Raw genomic sequence first — 14,870 nt, 5'->3', positions numbered from 1 at the left:
CGCCGGTGTCTGCGCCAGCGCCTCCGGAGTTGCCGTCGGTCTGACGAGGTTTGATCTACTTGGCGGCATGAGTGAGCTCCGTGAGCTGTGCGCGCGCTGGGCACAAGGCTGGACCGCCGCGCGGGAGCTGCCCGCGGCCGACGACCTCGGCGACGGACTGCGGGTGCACTGCAGGCAGGTGGGTCGCGACATCGAGTACTTCGCGCTCGACGACGACCCCGGCGCGCTGACCCGGCTGGCCGGTCTCGTCGCGGCCGAGGACGCGATCACGTGGCTGACCGTGGCGACGACCGACCCCGCCCGCTCGGCCGCGGCGATCGAGCAGGCCGGTCTGGTGCTGCTGCGGTCCTCGGAGCGGCTGATGGCCACCGATCTGGGGACGCATCCGCGGGGTGCGGTGCCGGAGCCGTACCAGATGGAAATTCAGGCCGACGGGTCCTGCATCCGCGTGTCCGTGTCCGCGCCCGGCGACGCGTGGGCGGCGCGCGGCTTCGCCGGCCTCACGGCCCGCACCGCCGTGCCCGACCGGATTTTGACCGGCCCGGACCATCGGCGCCGCGGCCTGGCCGCCGCCGTCATGGGCGCCCTCGCGTCCGCCGCCGCCGAGCGGGGCGCCGAGGAGGGCATTCTCGTCGCGAGTGAGGAGGGCCGGCTGCTCTACCGGACGCTCGGGTGGCGCGAGGCGGCCCAGGTGCTGATCGCGTCGACGCCGGGGGTCGAATACCCGCAGTGACCCGCTGCGGTCACTCCGTGTCGGTGTTGAGCGACGGCGTCCCGCCGGGGCACGTGACACGCATGGTGACGCGGGTGTTGCCGTGCCGGAACGTCACGCTCGCGGCGGCGGCCGGGCCGGGCCGCTCGTCGTCGACCTTCCACGGCTTCGTCGGCGTCTGATCGGTGATCCGCGCCAGCCCGCCGGCGCACTCGGCCGTGATCGTGCCGCCCTCGGAGGTGAACCTCCGCTGGGTCGGCGGCGGCGGAGTGGCGGGTCCCGTCGTCGTCGCGCCGCCGGTCGGGCCGAGGGTCGGGGCGCCGGTAGCCACGGTGCTGCCGCCGCCGTTGCCGGCCACGCTCGGTACCCTGCCGGTGACCGCCGCGCCCGGGTTCGTCGCCGGCTGGTTCGCCGCGGCGCTGGGCGATTTGTCGGACCGGCTCACGACCGCCGGGGAGATGGCCGGGTCGCCCGGCCAGGGCTGGGCCTCCGCCGGCACCGCGTGGTCCGGCGTGGAGGCGAGCACCCAGGCGAGGAGGACGGCCGCCGTCGCGCCGCCGGCCGCTGCCACCGCCGGCCACGCCGCGACCCGGAGCCGCGACGGGCGCGGCTCCGCCGAGGCGCGCAGGACCGCGGCGACCTTCTCGGCGCTCGGCCGCGACCGGGGATGCTTGGCGAGGCAGCGCCGGCACAGGTCGGCGACGGCGGGTGGCACGCCGGGCAGCCGGGGGAGCGGCGCCGGGACCCGGTGCCGGTGCGCGTCGAGCACGTCCGGCCCGTCGGCGACAGGCCAGGGCAAAGTGCCGGCGAGCAGTTTGTACAGCACCACGCCCAGCGAGTACACATCGGACGCCGCGGTGACCGGGTCGGAGCCGAGGCGCTCCGGCGCCAGGTACTGCGGCGTGCCGAGCACCGGCCGCCCGTTCGCGTCCGTGTCGGTGAGCGTCGCCGGCCCGACGGCCGCGGCGATGCCGAAGTCGACGAGTTTGGCGCCGCCCGGGGACAGGATGATGTTCGCCGGCTTCACATCGCGGTGTACGAGGCCGTACGCGTGCGCGGCGGCCAGGCCGGCGGCGACCTCGGCGCAGATGCGGAGGGCGTCGGCCGCCGGGAGCAGTCCCTCGGCGAGACGCTGGGCGAGGGTGGGGCCGGGGACGTGCTCCATCACGACGTACGGCGTCGGCCCGCCGCCCGTCCTCGCCTCCCGCTTCTCGACGGCACCGCTCGGTGACGTCTCGCTTGCGGATGGTTCTCTTGCGGCGTGACGCGTCTCGTTCTCTGACGGTCCTGCAGCCTGCGACGATCCGCTTCCGGATGGTCTATCGGGCTGCGGCGAGCCGCTTTCGGATGGTCTTGCAGACCGCGACGATCCGCTTCCGGATGACCTTCCAGGCTGCGAGGATTCGTTTCCGGGTGGTCTTGCGGGCTGTGGTGTGCCGTTTCCGGATGGTCTTCCGGTTTGCGATGTGCCGCCCGTCGTCGATGCCTTGTCGTCGCCGGGGAAGGCTTCGCCGAAGTCGTACACCTGCGCGATGTTCGGATGCGAGAGCCCAGCCGCGGCGCGGGCCTCGTCGCGGATCCGGCGCCGCGATCGCTCATCGGCCGCGTACTGTCCGGACAGCAGTTTCACGGCGACGGAGCGCCCCAGCACCGAGTCGTGCGCGAGCCAGACCACCGACATCCCGCCGACGCCGAGGATGTCATCCAGCCGGTACCGCCCGCCGAGCACCCGGGGCTCGTCACCGGCACCGCTCCCGTCCATCGGCAGCACGGTACACATCGATACCCGATCTCCAGGATCCGGCCCGATTCGTGCGGAATTGTGCCTATATTGCGATCGTGGAGCCACGCTGGGTCATCGCGCGCGGACGCGGAAGCGTAACAAGACTGTGGTCGCAGCCGGTGATGCTCGCCATCGCCGTGCTCATCGCCTGGCTATCGACCGCGCCGGCGCGAGCATTGGTCGAGACCTCCGTGACCGTGAGTCCCTCTCTCGCTACGGCTCCTGCAGGCCTCGACGCTTCCTTCGGTCCCACCGCCTCCTCTGTTCTCACCGCCTCCTCTGTTCTCACCGCCTCCTCTGTTCTCACCGCCTCCTCTGTTCTCACCGCCTCCTCTGTTCTCACCGCCTTTCCGGGTGCTCCTGCCTCCTCGGGTCCGCGCGTTGCTGCCTCCCCGGGTCCGCGCGTTTCCTCGGGGCGGCGCCTTTCCTCGGGTCGGCGCCTTTCCTCGGGTCGGCGCGTTTCCTCGGGGCTGGGCGCTTCCGCGGGCTCTGGTGTTGCTGTCTCGCCCAGCGCGTTCGCGAGTCCCAGCGTTTCCGCAGGCCCCATCGTGTCCGGCGGCCCGACCGCCCCGGCCGTGCCGCCCGTCACGGGCCAGCCGTACGTGGCGGCATTCTTCGCCATCCCGGCCACCGTCCCAATCGGCGAACCGACCGCGCTCGGCATCGCCGTGTTCAACCCGACTCGGGCGGCGGTCCCATTCACCTTCACCGCGACCCTCCCGCCACATCTGAAGATCACCGCGCTCGGCGCCCCGCCGCAGAACACCTGCGGCGGCCCGGTCACCACGACGCAAGACGGCACCAAGGTCACCACCTGGGGCCGCGTCGACCCCATGCCGGGCGGTTGCGGCGTCATCCTGCCGGTGATCGCCGACAAGACCGGCACCTACACCGCCTCAGACGTCACGCTGAGCGACGTCGCCGGGGTTCCGGCGAGCGTTACCGACATCAGGAGCACGTGCGGCGACCAGTGCGGCGCCCTCGCCCCCGTGCTGACCGTGACGACGACGCTGGCCCCGCAGACGATCACGTTCGGGCCGCTCGCCGATGCGGCGCTGTCGACCACGACGGTGCGGCTCACCGGCTCGGCCTCGTCCGGCCTGCCGCTGACGTACACGAGCGAGACCCGGCCCGTGTGCACCGTCTCCGAGGCGACGGTGACGCTGCTGACGCTCGGCACCTGTACGATCACTGCCGACCAGCCTGGCGATGCCACGTACGCCGCGGCCGATCCGGTCACCGTCTCCTTCGCGGTCCGGTGAGCACCGCCGCCGATCACGCTGTGTGGTCGACGCCAAATTACCGGCATTGTGATTACCGGTAATTCGATAATTCGGTAATCCGCCGCCCGCTCGAGGTCCCCCAGTTCGGCGGCGCGGGTCGCAGTCGGCGGCGGCGAGGTGCGCTCGTTCGAGGTCGCCGGCTCGGTGGCTCGGGTTGCACGGTTGGGGCGAGGTCCGCCCGTCCGGGGGCCTGGGCTGCGGTTGCCGGGGGCGAGGTCCGCCCGTCCGGGGCCCGGGCTGCGGTTGGCGGGGGCGACGTGTGCTCGTTCGAGGTCGCCGGCTCGGTGGCTCGGGTTGCACGATTGGGGCGAGGTCCGCCCGTCCGGGGGCCCGGGCTGCGGTTGGCGGGGGCGAGGTGCGCTCGTTCGAGGTCGCCTGCTCGGCGGTTCGGGTTGCGGTCGGCGGGGCGGGGTCCGCCGGCTCGAGGTCCGGTCGATCTCGTGGTCGGCTCGGATTGTCGGCCTGGTGCGCCCGATCTCGCTTTCGGGCGCCAGATCGTCCTTGGTGCGCCGGATCGCGGTTGCGGCGCCGGACGGTCGGTGCCGCGGTACCGGGTCTCGCTCGATTGTGGTCGTCGTCGTGTGCATTGCCGGTGCGGATGGGAGGTTGCCCGGGCGGGGTGGTGGACGTTGGCCGACGCGTGATCGCCCGTTGAGACGCTGGCCACGGTGCCGGGGGCGAGGGGGTGAGCTGCCGTTGGGGATAATCAGACGGTGTCCGCGTCCACCAAGCCCGAGCTCGCGCCCCCGGCCCCGCCGCGGCGGCGCCGTCGGCGTTGGGTGCGGCTCGCGGTCATCGGGCTCATCGCGGTCGTCCTCGCCACGATCGGACTGCACGGGCGGCTGCCGTCGCCGCAGGACATCTTGGGGGCGTTGGGCGGCGCGAAGTACAGCTGGATCGCTCTTGCCGCCCTGCTCCAGGTGGTCTCCATCGAGTCGTTCGCGCTGCAGCAGCGCCGGTTGCTCAACAGCCTCGGCGCGCATCTGACCCGCGGGCACGTCATGGCGATCACGCTCGCGGGCACGGCGTTGTCGATCTCCATGCCCGCCGGGCCGGCCGTGTCGACGGCGTTCACGATCCGTGAGTACCAGCGCGGCGGCGCCACCCGCGAGGCCTCCGCGGCGTCCGCGATCGTCTCCGGGCTCGCCTCCATCGGCGGGCTCGCGCTGCTCTACGCCGGTGGCGGCCTGGCCCTGCTCGCCCGCAACCCCGACGGGCTGCTCAGCTGGCGGCCGCTCGTGGTCGTCGTCGGGATGGCCGCGCTCACCACCGCGCTGGTCCTGGCCGGGCGCCGGTTCGCCCGCCGTCCCGCCCCGGCGCCGGACGCGCTCCCCACGGCCGGCAATCGGGTGACCCGGGCGCTGCAGAACCTGCTGCGCGCGGCCGGTGACGCTTGGCGGGCCGGGGCCGGGTTGCGGGCCTCGGACTGGGTGTTTGCCCTGGTGTACGCGACCGTGAAGTGGCTCGCCGACCTGCTCTGCCTCGTCGCCGTGGCCGAGGCGCTGCACCTGCAGGTGGGCGTGGCCACGATGGCGACCGTGTACCTGACCGTGCAGATCGTCCGCCAGGTCCCGCTCACCCCGGGCGGTGTCGGCGTGGTCGAGACCGCCCTGATCGCGGGCCTGACCGCCGCGGGCGCGACCGGTGTCGGCGCCGCCGCGGCCGTGCTCGTGTACCGGGTGCTGTCCTGCTGGGCGCTGATCCCCATCGGCGGGATCGCCGCCGTGGTCCTGCGGCGGCAGCGTGGTCGGGAGAGCGCATAACGCCTGCGGGCCCGTGCGGCGGCCCGCTCGGGTGGCGGCCCCCGATCCCTCGACGTCGGCGCGGAACGGCGGCGATCTGCGGCGCCGGAACCGGGCGAGAGCGGGCGCACAAAGGTGCAGCAGCGGTTCAGCGGTGCATCAGTGGTTCAGCGGGGCGGGCGCGGACGCGCAAAGAGCCCTCGTCAATGGGTTGAGCCGGTCGGGAACCCGGCGTGCTCAAGGGGTCACGTCCACGGGCGTGGTGTACGAATCGCCCACCTTTGTGGTGGTTGAGGGTATGGAGACGGTCACCGCTTGATCCTTCGCGACCTGCTCAAGGTGCCGTTGTCAATAGGTTGAGCCGGTCGGGAGCCCGGCGTGCTCAAGGTGCCGTTGTCGGTGGGTTGAACAGGTCGGGAGCGGGTGCGCTCAAGGCGCCTCTGTCAATGGTTTGCTGAACCGGGCAGGAGCGGGCGCATGAACGTCCGTTCGTAGCGCAGCACGCACCCGCTCTCGTCGCGAATTCGATCGGCCGCCACGAAGTCCGGATCCACGCCGAGAAGGGTTCGGTACTGCTCGTACGCGGCCAAACTCGGAAAGCTGAAAAGCGCCAGCGCCTTGTCACTGGCGCCCTCTGACGGCAGAAAGTAGCCGTGGTGTGTCCCACCGTGCCGGTCGACGAGCTCCATCCAGGCGCGCGCGAACGCCTCGAAGGCCGCGATCTGGGCCGGATCGATGACGTACTCGACTACGCACGTGATCACCGTCCGAGCGTAAGCCGCCGCCGGCCCGGGTGCATTGGAGGCCGGCGGCGGCCCACGCGAGACAACGATTGGTCAGCTCACGCAAGGTAAGAGCGGTCAGCTCACGCACGGTAAGAGCGTGCAGTCCACGCACGGTGAGAGCCGTCAGCCCACGCGAGGTAAGAACGGTCAGCTCACGCAAGGTGAGCGGCGGTCGGCTCACGCAAGGTGAGCGGCGGTCGGCTCACGCAAGGTGAGCGGCGGTCGGCTCACGCAAGGTGAGTGGCGGTCGGCTCAGGTGAGGTGAGGAGCGGTCAGCGCGCGCGAGGTGAGGACTGCCGGCTCGCGCCAGGTGACGCGAGAGGACGTGCAGGGTCGAACCTCCTCGAGTCACGCACGGTGCACGGTGCACGGCGCCGCCGAACGGGTCGCTCATCAGCGCTGCACGAGTTCGTACGCGTACAACCGCTGATCGCCGACCCGCACACCCCCCGGCGACGGCCGCGTGTCCCGCACGCCCGGTGACGGTGACGGGCCGTCGCCGCCGCGCGTCAGCTGTGCCCAGCCGGTGACGTGGGCCGTGGCCGGGTCGAACAGGACCATCGCCAGGCTCTGGCCGGACGGCCGGCCGACGCCGATCATCCGCTGACCACCGACCGTCACCTCTTGCAGCACGAGCGTGTCGATCCGGCCGAGCAGGCGCAGCAGCGCGACGCGGACACCGGTCGGCAGCAGGGGATCGACCCGCAGGAGCAGGGACGTGCACGTGGTCCACAGTGAGTCCGTGGACTCGGCGGCGCCGAGCTGCTCCCGCAGGGCCGACGGGTCCGGCGACAGGCCCGCCAGCCATTCGGGCGTGGGGTGGACGACGCCCGGCCCGGCCGACGCGAAGCTCTGCCGTTCCAGCTCGGTCTCGTCCTCGCCCTTCGGGCCCGGGCCGGCCGGGCGCCCGTCGGTGAGGTCGCGGACCGGGATCATGCCCCGCACCTCGTACCAGGTGTCGCGCACCTGCGGGACGAGATCCCGGCCGGGGCCGCCGGCGGGCACCAGCATGGTCATGCGCACGTGCAGCTGGTCCTGCGCGCCGGCCGTGAGCGGCTCGGTCTGCCCGGCCGCGCGTACCAGGTCGTCCCAGCCGGGCCGCGGGTCGATCGTGGCGCCCAGCTCCAGGGTGCCCGACGGGGCCGGGGCCAGGCCGGTGCCCTGGGGGTCGCCGCGGTGCAGGGCCACGCCGACGCCCGCGAGCACGGCGAGCGCGACCACGGCCGCGGCGACCGGCGCGAGCCAGGCCCGGCGACGAGGGCGCGGGGCGCCGGCGTGCAGGACCCGGTACCGCAGCCGGGTGAGCTCTTCCAGCGTCGTGGCCGTGCGCGGCGAGGTGAGCGCGCGCACCGCGTTCAGGTCGGACCGGTCGTCGGTGCTCACAGCTCCCCCTCGGAGTTCGCGGTGGCCAGGGCGGCGCGCAGCTTCGTCCGCGCGCGGAACAGCGCCGACTGCACGGATCCGAGCGGGATGCCGAGCGTGCGCGCGATGGTGTCGTAGTCGAGGTCGGCCAGCGCGTACAGGAGCAGGACGTCGCGCTGGCGGGCCGGGAGGCGGGCGAGCACCGCGGCCAGCTCCCGGCTCACCGCCGAGGCGTGCGCGCGGTCGAGGGCGCGGTCGGCCACGTCCGGTACCAATGGATCATGACCGGTCCGGGCCAGCGTGCGCAGCGCGCGGGTCTCGGTGCGGCGGTGGCGGCGCAGCAGGTTCGACGCGATGCCGTAGAGCCACGCCCGCGCCGGCCCGTCGAGCAGCCTGTCGCGGCGCTGGAACGCGATGAGGAACGTCTCGGCGACGATGTCCTCGGCGAGGGTGCCCCCGACCCGGCCCGCGCAGTAGTGCCGCAGCTCGGCGCCGTACCGGTCGAAGAGGTCCGCCACGTCGGGCGGGCCCTCCCGCGGGTCGGCCATGTAGTGCAACATACCGATGACTGCCCGCACGCCTCGGCCGTGTTCCCGTGCGATCGCGCCCGCGAAGATCCTCCGGTGCCGCCCCGCGTGGCGACAAGGGACCGGTGAGCGTCCTGCTGTCCCGACGCCGGGCCGCGGAGGACCTCTACACTGGCAAGTGATGGCCGATGACGGGCAGACCGCGAAGGTGCTGCGCGCCTGGAACCGGCAGGCGGCGGCGTACGACCGGCAGATCGCGTTCTTCGAACGCGTCTGGTTCGGCGGCGGTCGGGAGTGGCTCACCACCCGAGCGCGCGGCCGCGTCCTGGAGGTCGCGGTCGGCACCGGGCTGAACCTGCCGCTCTACCCGGCGGACACGACCGTGACGGGGGTCGAGCTGAGCCCGGCGATGCTCGCGATCGCGCGGGAAAGGGCGGCCGGCCTCGACCGCACGGTACACCTGCTGCGGGGCAATGCCGAGGCGCTGCCGTTCGCGGCCGGGACGTTCGACACCGTCGTGTGCGCGCTGTCGCTGTGCGGCATCCCGCGGCCGGGCGCCGCCGTCGCCGAGATGCACCGCGTGCTCGTGGGCGGCGGGCGGCTGCTGCTGGTCGACCACGTCGGCAGCACCTGGCCGCCGGTCCGCGCCGCGCAGTGGCTGGTGGAGCGGTTCACCATCCGGGCCTGGGGCGAGCATTTCACGCGCCGGCAGCTGCCGCTCGTGCGGGACGCCGGGTTCGAGGTCGTCGAGGTGGAGCGGCGCAAGGCCGGGACGGTCGAGCGCGTGCACGCCCGCAAGATCCTTGTGTGAGCGCCCCGCGCACCACGGCGTCGTGCGGGACGTCAAGCTGCACGCCGAGGACGACGAGGCGCTGCTCGACCTGCTGGGCCGATAGCACGTCGGGGCCGCCCTCGCGGACGGCCCCGACCGCAACTACACGAGCTTCCAGGGGCCCCAGGGGTCACCGGGGGTCTGGTTGCGCGTCCACCACTTGGCGACGTACTGCTTGCCCTGGTACACGACGACATCCCCGGTGTTGAAGACGCGCGAAGGCGTCCACAGGGTGGTCCCGTCCGGCGTCGTGGCCATCTGCTGCCACGGGCCGTAGGGGTCGCCCGGCTTCTGGTTCTGCGTCCACCACAGCGCCGTCCACACGGAGCCGTTGTACGACACCGAGTCGCCGTTGTTGTAGACCTTCGACGCGTTCCAGGCCGGCACGGCCGGCGTCACCGGGGCGTTGAGCCCGACGACGACCGGGTCGTGGTCCGAGGCCGTGAACGGGTCGGCGCCGTTGAACAGCAGCGTGACGTTGTAGTTGTACCGGCTGTAGGCGAACGCGATCGCCTCCTGCGCGTTGATCTGCCAGACGTCGGCGCCGGTCACGAGGGCGCGCGCGCCCGCGTTGGCCAGCACGTGGTCCAGCGACCCCTGCAGTCCGTCGAAGGCGTACGTGGCCTCGGACGGGTCCAGGGTGGAGCCCAGGTCGGTGTACCCGGCCTGGTACAGCACCTGCATCGGGTCTTCCTGCGTGTACGAGTTGAGGTCGCCCACCAGGAACACCCGGTTCGTGCCGAGCGCCGACGCCTGCTGCGAGGCGAACGCCACGGTGTCCTGCGCCTCCCGGACCCGGGTCGCGTTGAACGAGCCCTGGTCCTTCGCGGGAGACGACGTGTCCTGGGCGTCGCCGTCGTACATCGGCGTGCCGGAGCCCTTGGACTTCCAGTGGTTCGTGACGACCAGGAACGCGTCCGCGTCCTGGGCGCCCGCCTTCTTGAAGCCCTGCGCGAGCGGCTCCCGCGCGATCGAGAACGGCTGGCCCGGAGCCGACGACGTCAGCAGGATCGCCGAGTCGCCGACCGGCGCCACGTCCGCCGGCTTGTAGATGAACGCCGAACGGATCACGTCCTCATCGGCGAGGGCCGGCAGCTTGTCGGCGCTCGGCGAGGGCACGTAGGCCCACACGTTCGCGCCGGCCGCCGCGTTGAGCGCGTCGACGAGCTGAGCCAGGGCCGCGTCACGGCTCTTGCCGAACTTCGCCGAGTTCTCGACCTCTTCGAGCGACACGATGCTCGCGCCGAGCCGGTTGATCCCGGTCACGATCTTCGCCTGCTGCCGCTGGAAGCTGGCGTCGTTCGCGGCCCCGCGCGGGCCGGCGCTGTTGCCCGGACCGGTGCACGACTTCACACTGATGTGCGTCTCGGCCCGGTCGTCGTACCAGGTGCAGGTGCCCATGCCCGCCGCGACGTACTGCTCCCCCGTCAACGGGAAGTAGTTCTGCACGTTGAACGTGGCCAGGCGCAGGTTGCCGCCGACGTCGGCGGGCTGCGCGTTGGCCGTGCGGGTGTCGCTGAAGGTCGCGACCGCGTGGCCGTCGTCGGTGACCTGGCGCGTCGGCTGGAAGTTCCAGAGCGAGAAGCGGTACTCCAGGATCACCGGCTGGTGGAACGTGACCTTCGAGCCGACGCTGACCGGGTTGGTCGGCGTCAGCCACGGCAGCGCGGTGCCGGTGTTCGCGCCGGTGCTGTAGTTGACGCCGGCACCGTCATCGAGGGTCACCTTCCGGGCGGCGTTGTCCGCCACCACGGCCTGCGCCTCGGGGCTGCCCGGCTTGCCCGCGTCGGTGGGCTGACGCAGCGGGGCGTCCCCGGCGGCGAGGGTGAAGGAGCCGTACCAGTTCGCGTCGTAGTTGTCCGACACGGTGAACGTGCCCTGCGGCGCGATCAGCTCACCCTCGTGCGCCTCCTTCTGCGCGTCCGTGGTCAGGATCGACCACGGCAGCGTTGCGGGCACGACCGCCGGCAGCGGCGAGGCGAGCCTGGTCACCGACGGCGAGGAGATCTCGGTCTCGCCCTGGAACTCCTGGACGGTACCGCTGACCCGCACGCTGTCGCCGATGTTCACCTGCCCGGCCGCGATCGACCCGAACACGAAGACCGCGTCGGAGGCCCCGGGCGTCGTGTCCGCCGCCTCGGTGCCGCCGCTGCCCCCGGTCTGCAGGAAGAAGCCGTTGAAGCCGCCGGTCGTGTAGACCGCCGTCACGACGCCTTCCGTGGTCACGAACCGGCCCGTGTACGGGGACGTGTCCGTGTTCGTGCCCTGGATCGCCGCGATCGCCAGCACCTCGGTCGGGGCGTTCACCGTGAAGGTGAACGTCGCCGAGGCGGTCGCGCCGGCGGCGTCGGTCGCGGTGACCGAGACCGACGACGAGCCGGCCGCGCCGGGCGTGCCGGCGACGACCCCGTCCGACGAGATCGAGAGCCCGGCGGGCAGGCCGGTCGCCGTCCAGCTGTACGGCGTCGTGCCCCCCGTTGCCGCCAGGTTCAGCGGCGTGATCGCGGTGCCGGCGATCGCGCTCTGCGCGCCGGGGTTGGTCACCGCGAGCGGGCTCGTGCCCCCGTCCGAGGCCGCGTTCTGCGGCTGCGGCGTCGCCGTGTGGAAGTCGGCGGCGTTGTTGTCGGTGTCAGCGCCGGCCGCGTCCCGCTGGTAGCTCAGCACCAGCGAGTTTCCGGACGTCACGGACCCCTCGGGGGAGTTGCTGGTACCCCAGCCGATCTTGTCGATGACCGTGCTGTCGGTCGGCAGGACACCCGTGGCACTGGCGGCGAGGTAGAGCGTGCCGCCGCCGGCGCCCGGGTTGACGCTGGTGCCGGTGTTGAGGTCCGCCGCTGGCAGCGGCGCCCCCGGGTTGGTGCCCGCCCCGTTGCCGGGCAGCTGGATCAGGAAGTGACCGTGTGCGGCCACCGTCCCGGACAGCGCGAACACCTGGGAACCGCTGGGCACGACGGTGCTGGTGGGCGCCCGGTACTGCAGCGTGCTCCCACTCAGCGGGATCGGGCTCGCGGTCGGGTTGAACAACTCGATGAACTTGTTCAGATAGCTCGCACCCGACGAGCCGCCGTTGACGTAGGCCTCACTGATCACCAGGCCCGTGCCCGCCGGGTTGGCGGACGCGGGGCCGGCGAGCGCAGGTAACGCCAACCCGGCCATGGACAGGGATAATGCGACGGAGACCCGCCGGACGAGCACACGGGACATAGACCCGGACCTCCAGTGGTCGGTTTCGTGTTTCCGCCGGCCCGCAGGCCGACCTGGGGACGCTAAGCGTCCCGGTGCGACGGTCGGCAGACGAAGGCTGAACGGCGTGTAAACCCTATGGCAGATCGACGGGGCCGAACGCGATGGTAGGGCGGGGTGTAGGGGTCCTGCGCGGGGTCGGATTTGTGACTGTCCACGAGACGGCCGCTGGTTCACGGCGGGCGTCGTGTGCCGGTGAGCGTGAAACGGGTACGGCGCGGTGCGGGCGCTCAGCGCACCACGAGCTGCAGCAGCACCAGGTGCGAGGTGCGCGTCTCGACCTTGAACAGCCCGGTCCTGGTCGCCTCCAGGGTCAGCGAGCCGGCCTTGCCGGGCTTGAGGTCGACGCCGCGGTCGTAGCCGGTGACCGTGACCCGGTCGGCCGCGTCGCTGGTGACGGTGATGCGCACGACCTGGCCCTGGGACACGTCGAGGCGGCCGGTCGCCGGGCTGGCCGTGCCCTTGGCGATCGTGAAGGCCACCTCCTTCGCCGGCTTGGTCCGGGCCGCGGGGGAGGTGTAGGTCCCGGCGGGCGCGGGCGGGAGATCGGCGGAGGCGGCGGGCAGCGGGCCCTGGGCGCCCGGGGCGGACTCCGGCGAGACCCACGTGGCGGTGCCGCCGGTGCAGCCGGCGAGGAGCGCGAGCAGCGCGGCGAGCACGGGGACGGCGCGGATGGTCGGCATCGGTGCTCCCGGAGGGCGAGGGGTCGGCCCGCACCTTACCAAGGACCCGTCCCGCCCGGCGTGGCATGATCGCGCGCATGGAGCTGAGCACGCCGTACGTGGTGGTCGACGTCGACGTGCTCGACCGCAACTCCCGGGCGATGGCGGACGCCGCGGCCGCGCGCGGGATCGCCCTGCGGCCGCACGCCAAGTCGCACAAGTCGCCGCAGATCGCCCGGCGGCAGCTGGAGCACGGGGCGGCCGGGCTCACCGTGGCGACCGTCGCCGAGGCCGAGGTGTTCGCCGAGGTCTGCCAGGACCTGTTCATCGCGTACCCGATCTGGGCCTCGCCCGCCCGGGCGCGCCGGCTGCGGGCCCTGGCCGAGCGGGTCGCGCTGCGGGTCGGCGTCGACTCCGCCGAGTCCGCCGAGCTCCTGGCCGCCGCCGTGCCCGGGCTCGCGGTGCTGGTCGAGGTCGACAGCGGCCACCACCGCAGCGGTGTGCGGCCCGCCGAGGCCGGTGCGCTCGCCGCGGCCGCCGCGCGGGCCGGGCTGGACGTGCGCGGGGTGTTCACGTTCCCGGGCCACGGCTACCTCCCCGGCAATCGCGAGCGGGCCGCCGCCGACGAGGCCGCGGCGCTGGACGAGGCCGCGGGCTCGCTGCGGGCGGCCGGCCTCGAGGCGCCGGTCCGCAGCGGCGGCTCGACCCCCACGGCCGCGCTGAGCGATCCCTCGGTCGTCAACGAGCTGCGGCCCGGCGTCTACCTGCTCAACGACGCGCAGCAGGTCGAGCTCGGCACCTGCGACTGGTCCGCGGTCGCGCTGACCGTGGCCGCGACCGTGGTCAGCGTCAACGGCCCCCGGGTCATCCTGGACGCGGGCAGCAAGGCGCTCGGCGCCGACCAGCCGGCGTGGGTGACGGGCGCCGGGCGGCTCCCGGACCGGCCGGAGGCGAGGATCACGGCGCTGTCGGAGCACCATGCCACCGTCACGTTTCCGCACGACGCCGAGGTACCGGCGCGAGGCGACGTCGTCCGCGTCGCGCCCAACCACGTCTGCGCCGCGGTGAACCTGGCCGACGAGCTGATCGCGGTCTCGGGCGGCCGCGTGGCCGGACGCTGGCCGGTGGCCGCGCGCAACGCCAACACCTGACGTACGCCATCGGGGTGAACGGCGCCGGAACGCTGACGCGCTCGACCGCGGTGACGCACTTCGCGGCGCCCGGGGGCTACCATCGGCGGGCGGCCCGACCGGGCCGGTGGCGCGGAGTGGGGATCTCGTGGAGTTGTCGGTGCGGCCCGGGACGGGCGCCACGGTGGTGACCGCCGCCGGAGACCTCGACATCGCGACCTCGGCGGAGCTGCGCCGCTACCTGCACGCGATCCTCGACGAGCACGAGGCCGCCCTCTGCGTCGACGTGGCCGCGGTGCAGTTCATCGACTCCAGCGCCCTGGGCGTGCTCGTGAGCGTCTACCAGCGCCTGGCCGGCCGCGGCCAGAGCCTGACGCTGGTGAGCCCGCACGAGCGGCTGCTGCGCACGTTCCGCCTGACCGCTTTGGATCAGGTGTTCACCATCGTCGCGGCCCTGCCCGCGGAGCCGGCCGCGGCCTGAGCCCGGCTCAGCCGGCGTCGGCCGGGACGTAGGTCAGCCGTAGCACGCCGTTGTCGTAGTCGCGCCGCTCCCGCAGCCGCGGCCGGGCGGGCGCGTCGAACAGCGGCCGGCCATCGCCGGCTGGTTGGCGGCGGTCTCGGCGAAGCGGTACTCGCCCGCGTCGGCGTTGCCCTGGATGCCGTCGAGGTACACCGAGCGCCCCTCGACCCACAGCGGCAGCGGCGGGACGCGAAGCTCACGGCGGCGGGCCTCGACGAGGGCGGCGAATGCGGCTTGGTCCTGCACCACGGTTGAGACGATGCCGCACGGCGAAAGGCATCGCTGTCTT

13 protein-coding genes are annotated in these 14,870 nt (G+C 73.1%); 6 read left to right on the top strand and 7 right to left on the bottom strand.

What is annotated here, in order from left to right:
- Positions 1 to 67 precede the first annotated feature (67 nt).
- Positions 68 to 733: a GNAT family N-acetyltransferase gene (locus ACQP2P_RS25250; RefSeq protein ID WP_433604659.1), complete on the top strand. Its 666-nt coding sequence runs from the start codon at positions 68 to 70 to the stop codon at positions 731 to 733.
- Between the two features lie 10 nt (positions 734 to 743).
- Here the strand turns inward: ACQP2P_RS25250 and ACQP2P_RS25245 are convergent, their stop codons facing one another.
- Positions 744 to 1,877, bottom strand: coding sequence for a protein kinase domain-containing protein (locus tag ACQP2P_RS25245; protein WP_433619261.1), 1,134 nt, complete (start codon positions 1,875 to 1,877; stop codon positions 744 to 746).
- A 674-nt stretch (positions 1,878 to 2,551) separates the two neighbouring features.
- On the opposite strand from ACQP2P_RS25245, the gene ACQP2P_RS25240 reads away from it, so the two are divergent.
- On the top strand, positions 2,552 to 3,757 hold the full coding sequence (locus tag ACQP2P_RS25240; RefSeq protein WP_433604657.1) for a hypothetical protein: 1,206 nt from the start codon (positions 2,552 to 2,554) through the stop codon (positions 3,755 to 3,757).
- 734 nt (positions 3,758 to 4,491) lie between these two features.
- Complete coding sequence (locus ACQP2P_RS25235; RefSeq protein WP_433604655.1) at positions 4,492 to 5,541, top strand: lysylphosphatidylglycerol synthase transmembrane domain-containing protein; 1,050 nt, start codon at positions 4,492 to 4,494, stop codon at positions 5,539 to 5,541.
- 422 nt (positions 5,542 to 5,963) lie between these two features.
- Here the strand turns inward: ACQP2P_RS25235 and ACQP2P_RS25230 are convergent, their stop codons facing one another.
- The 3 genes from ACQP2P_RS25230 to ACQP2P_RS25220 all read right to left on the bottom strand — a co-directional run bounded on the left by ACQP2P_RS25230 (position 5,964) and on the right by ACQP2P_RS25220 (position 8,215).
- Complete coding sequence (locus tag ACQP2P_RS25230; protein ID WP_433604653.1) at positions 5,964 to 6,284, bottom strand: NIPSNAP family protein; 321 nt, start codon at positions 6,282 to 6,284, stop codon at positions 5,964 to 5,966.
- 414 nt (positions 6,285 to 6,698) lie between these two features.
- Positions 6,699 to 7,688: a hypothetical protein gene (locus ACQP2P_RS25225; protein ID WP_433604651.1), complete on the bottom strand. Its 990-nt coding sequence runs from the start codon at positions 7,686 to 7,688 to the stop codon at positions 6,699 to 6,701.
- Positions 7,685 to 8,215 carry an RNA polymerase sigma factor gene (locus ACQP2P_RS25220; RefSeq protein ID WP_433604649.1) on the bottom strand — a complete coding sequence of 177 codons (531 nt, stop codon included), beginning with the start codon at positions 8,213 to 8,215 and terminating at the stop codon, positions 7,685 to 7,687. Before ACQP2P_RS25220 ends, ACQP2P_RS25225 begins: the two co-directional genes overlap by 4 nt.
- Positions 8,216 to 8,375: 160 nt before the next feature.
- Between ACQP2P_RS25220 and ACQP2P_RS25215 the strand changes: the two genes are divergently transcribed.
- Positions 8,376 to 9,005: a class I SAM-dependent methyltransferase gene (locus ACQP2P_RS25215; protein WP_433604647.1), complete on the top strand. Its 630-nt coding sequence runs from the start codon at positions 8,376 to 8,378 to the stop codon at positions 9,003 to 9,005.
- Between the two features lie 123 nt (positions 9,006 to 9,128).
- Here ACQP2P_RS25215 and ACQP2P_RS25210 read toward each other — a convergent pair whose 3' ends face one another.
- Positions 9,129 to 12,230, bottom strand: a complete 3,102-nt coding sequence (locus ACQP2P_RS25210) for an ExeM/NucH family extracellular endonuclease (RefSeq protein WP_433604645.1) — start codon at positions 12,228 to 12,230, stop codon at positions 9,129 to 9,131.
- 269 nt (positions 12,231 to 12,499) lie between these two features.
- On the bottom strand, positions 12,500 to 12,952 hold the full coding sequence (locus ACQP2P_RS25205; RefSeq protein ID WP_433604643.1) for a hypothetical protein: 453 nt from the start codon (positions 12,950 to 12,952) through the stop codon (positions 12,500 to 12,502).
- 77 nt (positions 12,953 to 13,029) lie between these two features.
- Here ACQP2P_RS25205 and ACQP2P_RS25200 point away from each other — a divergent pair, with 77 nt between their 5' ends.
- Both ACQP2P_RS25200 and ACQP2P_RS25195 read left to right on the top strand, forming a co-directional pair.
- Positions 13,030 to 14,082, top strand: a complete 1,053-nt coding sequence (locus ACQP2P_RS25200; protein WP_433604641.1) for an alanine racemase — start codon at positions 13,030 to 13,032, stop codon at positions 14,080 to 14,082.
- A 127-nt stretch (positions 14,083 to 14,209) separates the two neighbouring features.
- Complete coding sequence (locus tag ACQP2P_RS25195) at positions 14,210 to 14,542, top strand: STAS domain-containing protein (protein ID WP_433604639.1); 333 nt, start codon at positions 14,210 to 14,212, stop codon at positions 14,540 to 14,542.
- A gap of 33 nt (positions 14,543 to 14,575) precedes the next feature.
- Here ACQP2P_RS25195 and ACQP2P_RS25190 read toward each other — a convergent pair whose 3' ends face one another.
- A complete protein-coding gene (locus ACQP2P_RS25190) occupies positions 14,576 to 14,830 on the bottom strand; it encodes a hypothetical protein (RefSeq protein ID WP_433604637.1) in 255 nt (84 codons plus the stop codon).
- Positions 14,831 to 14,870: the final 40 nt, after the last annotated feature.

The sequence above is a fragment of the Dactylosporangium sp. CA-139114 genome, assembly GCF_050955725.1.
Lineage (GTDB): Bacteria > Actinomycetota > Actinomycetes > Mycobacteriales > Micromonosporaceae > Dactylosporangium.
Note: the sequence above shows the minus strand (reverse complement) of the source record. Positions and strands in the feature narration are given on the sequence as shown.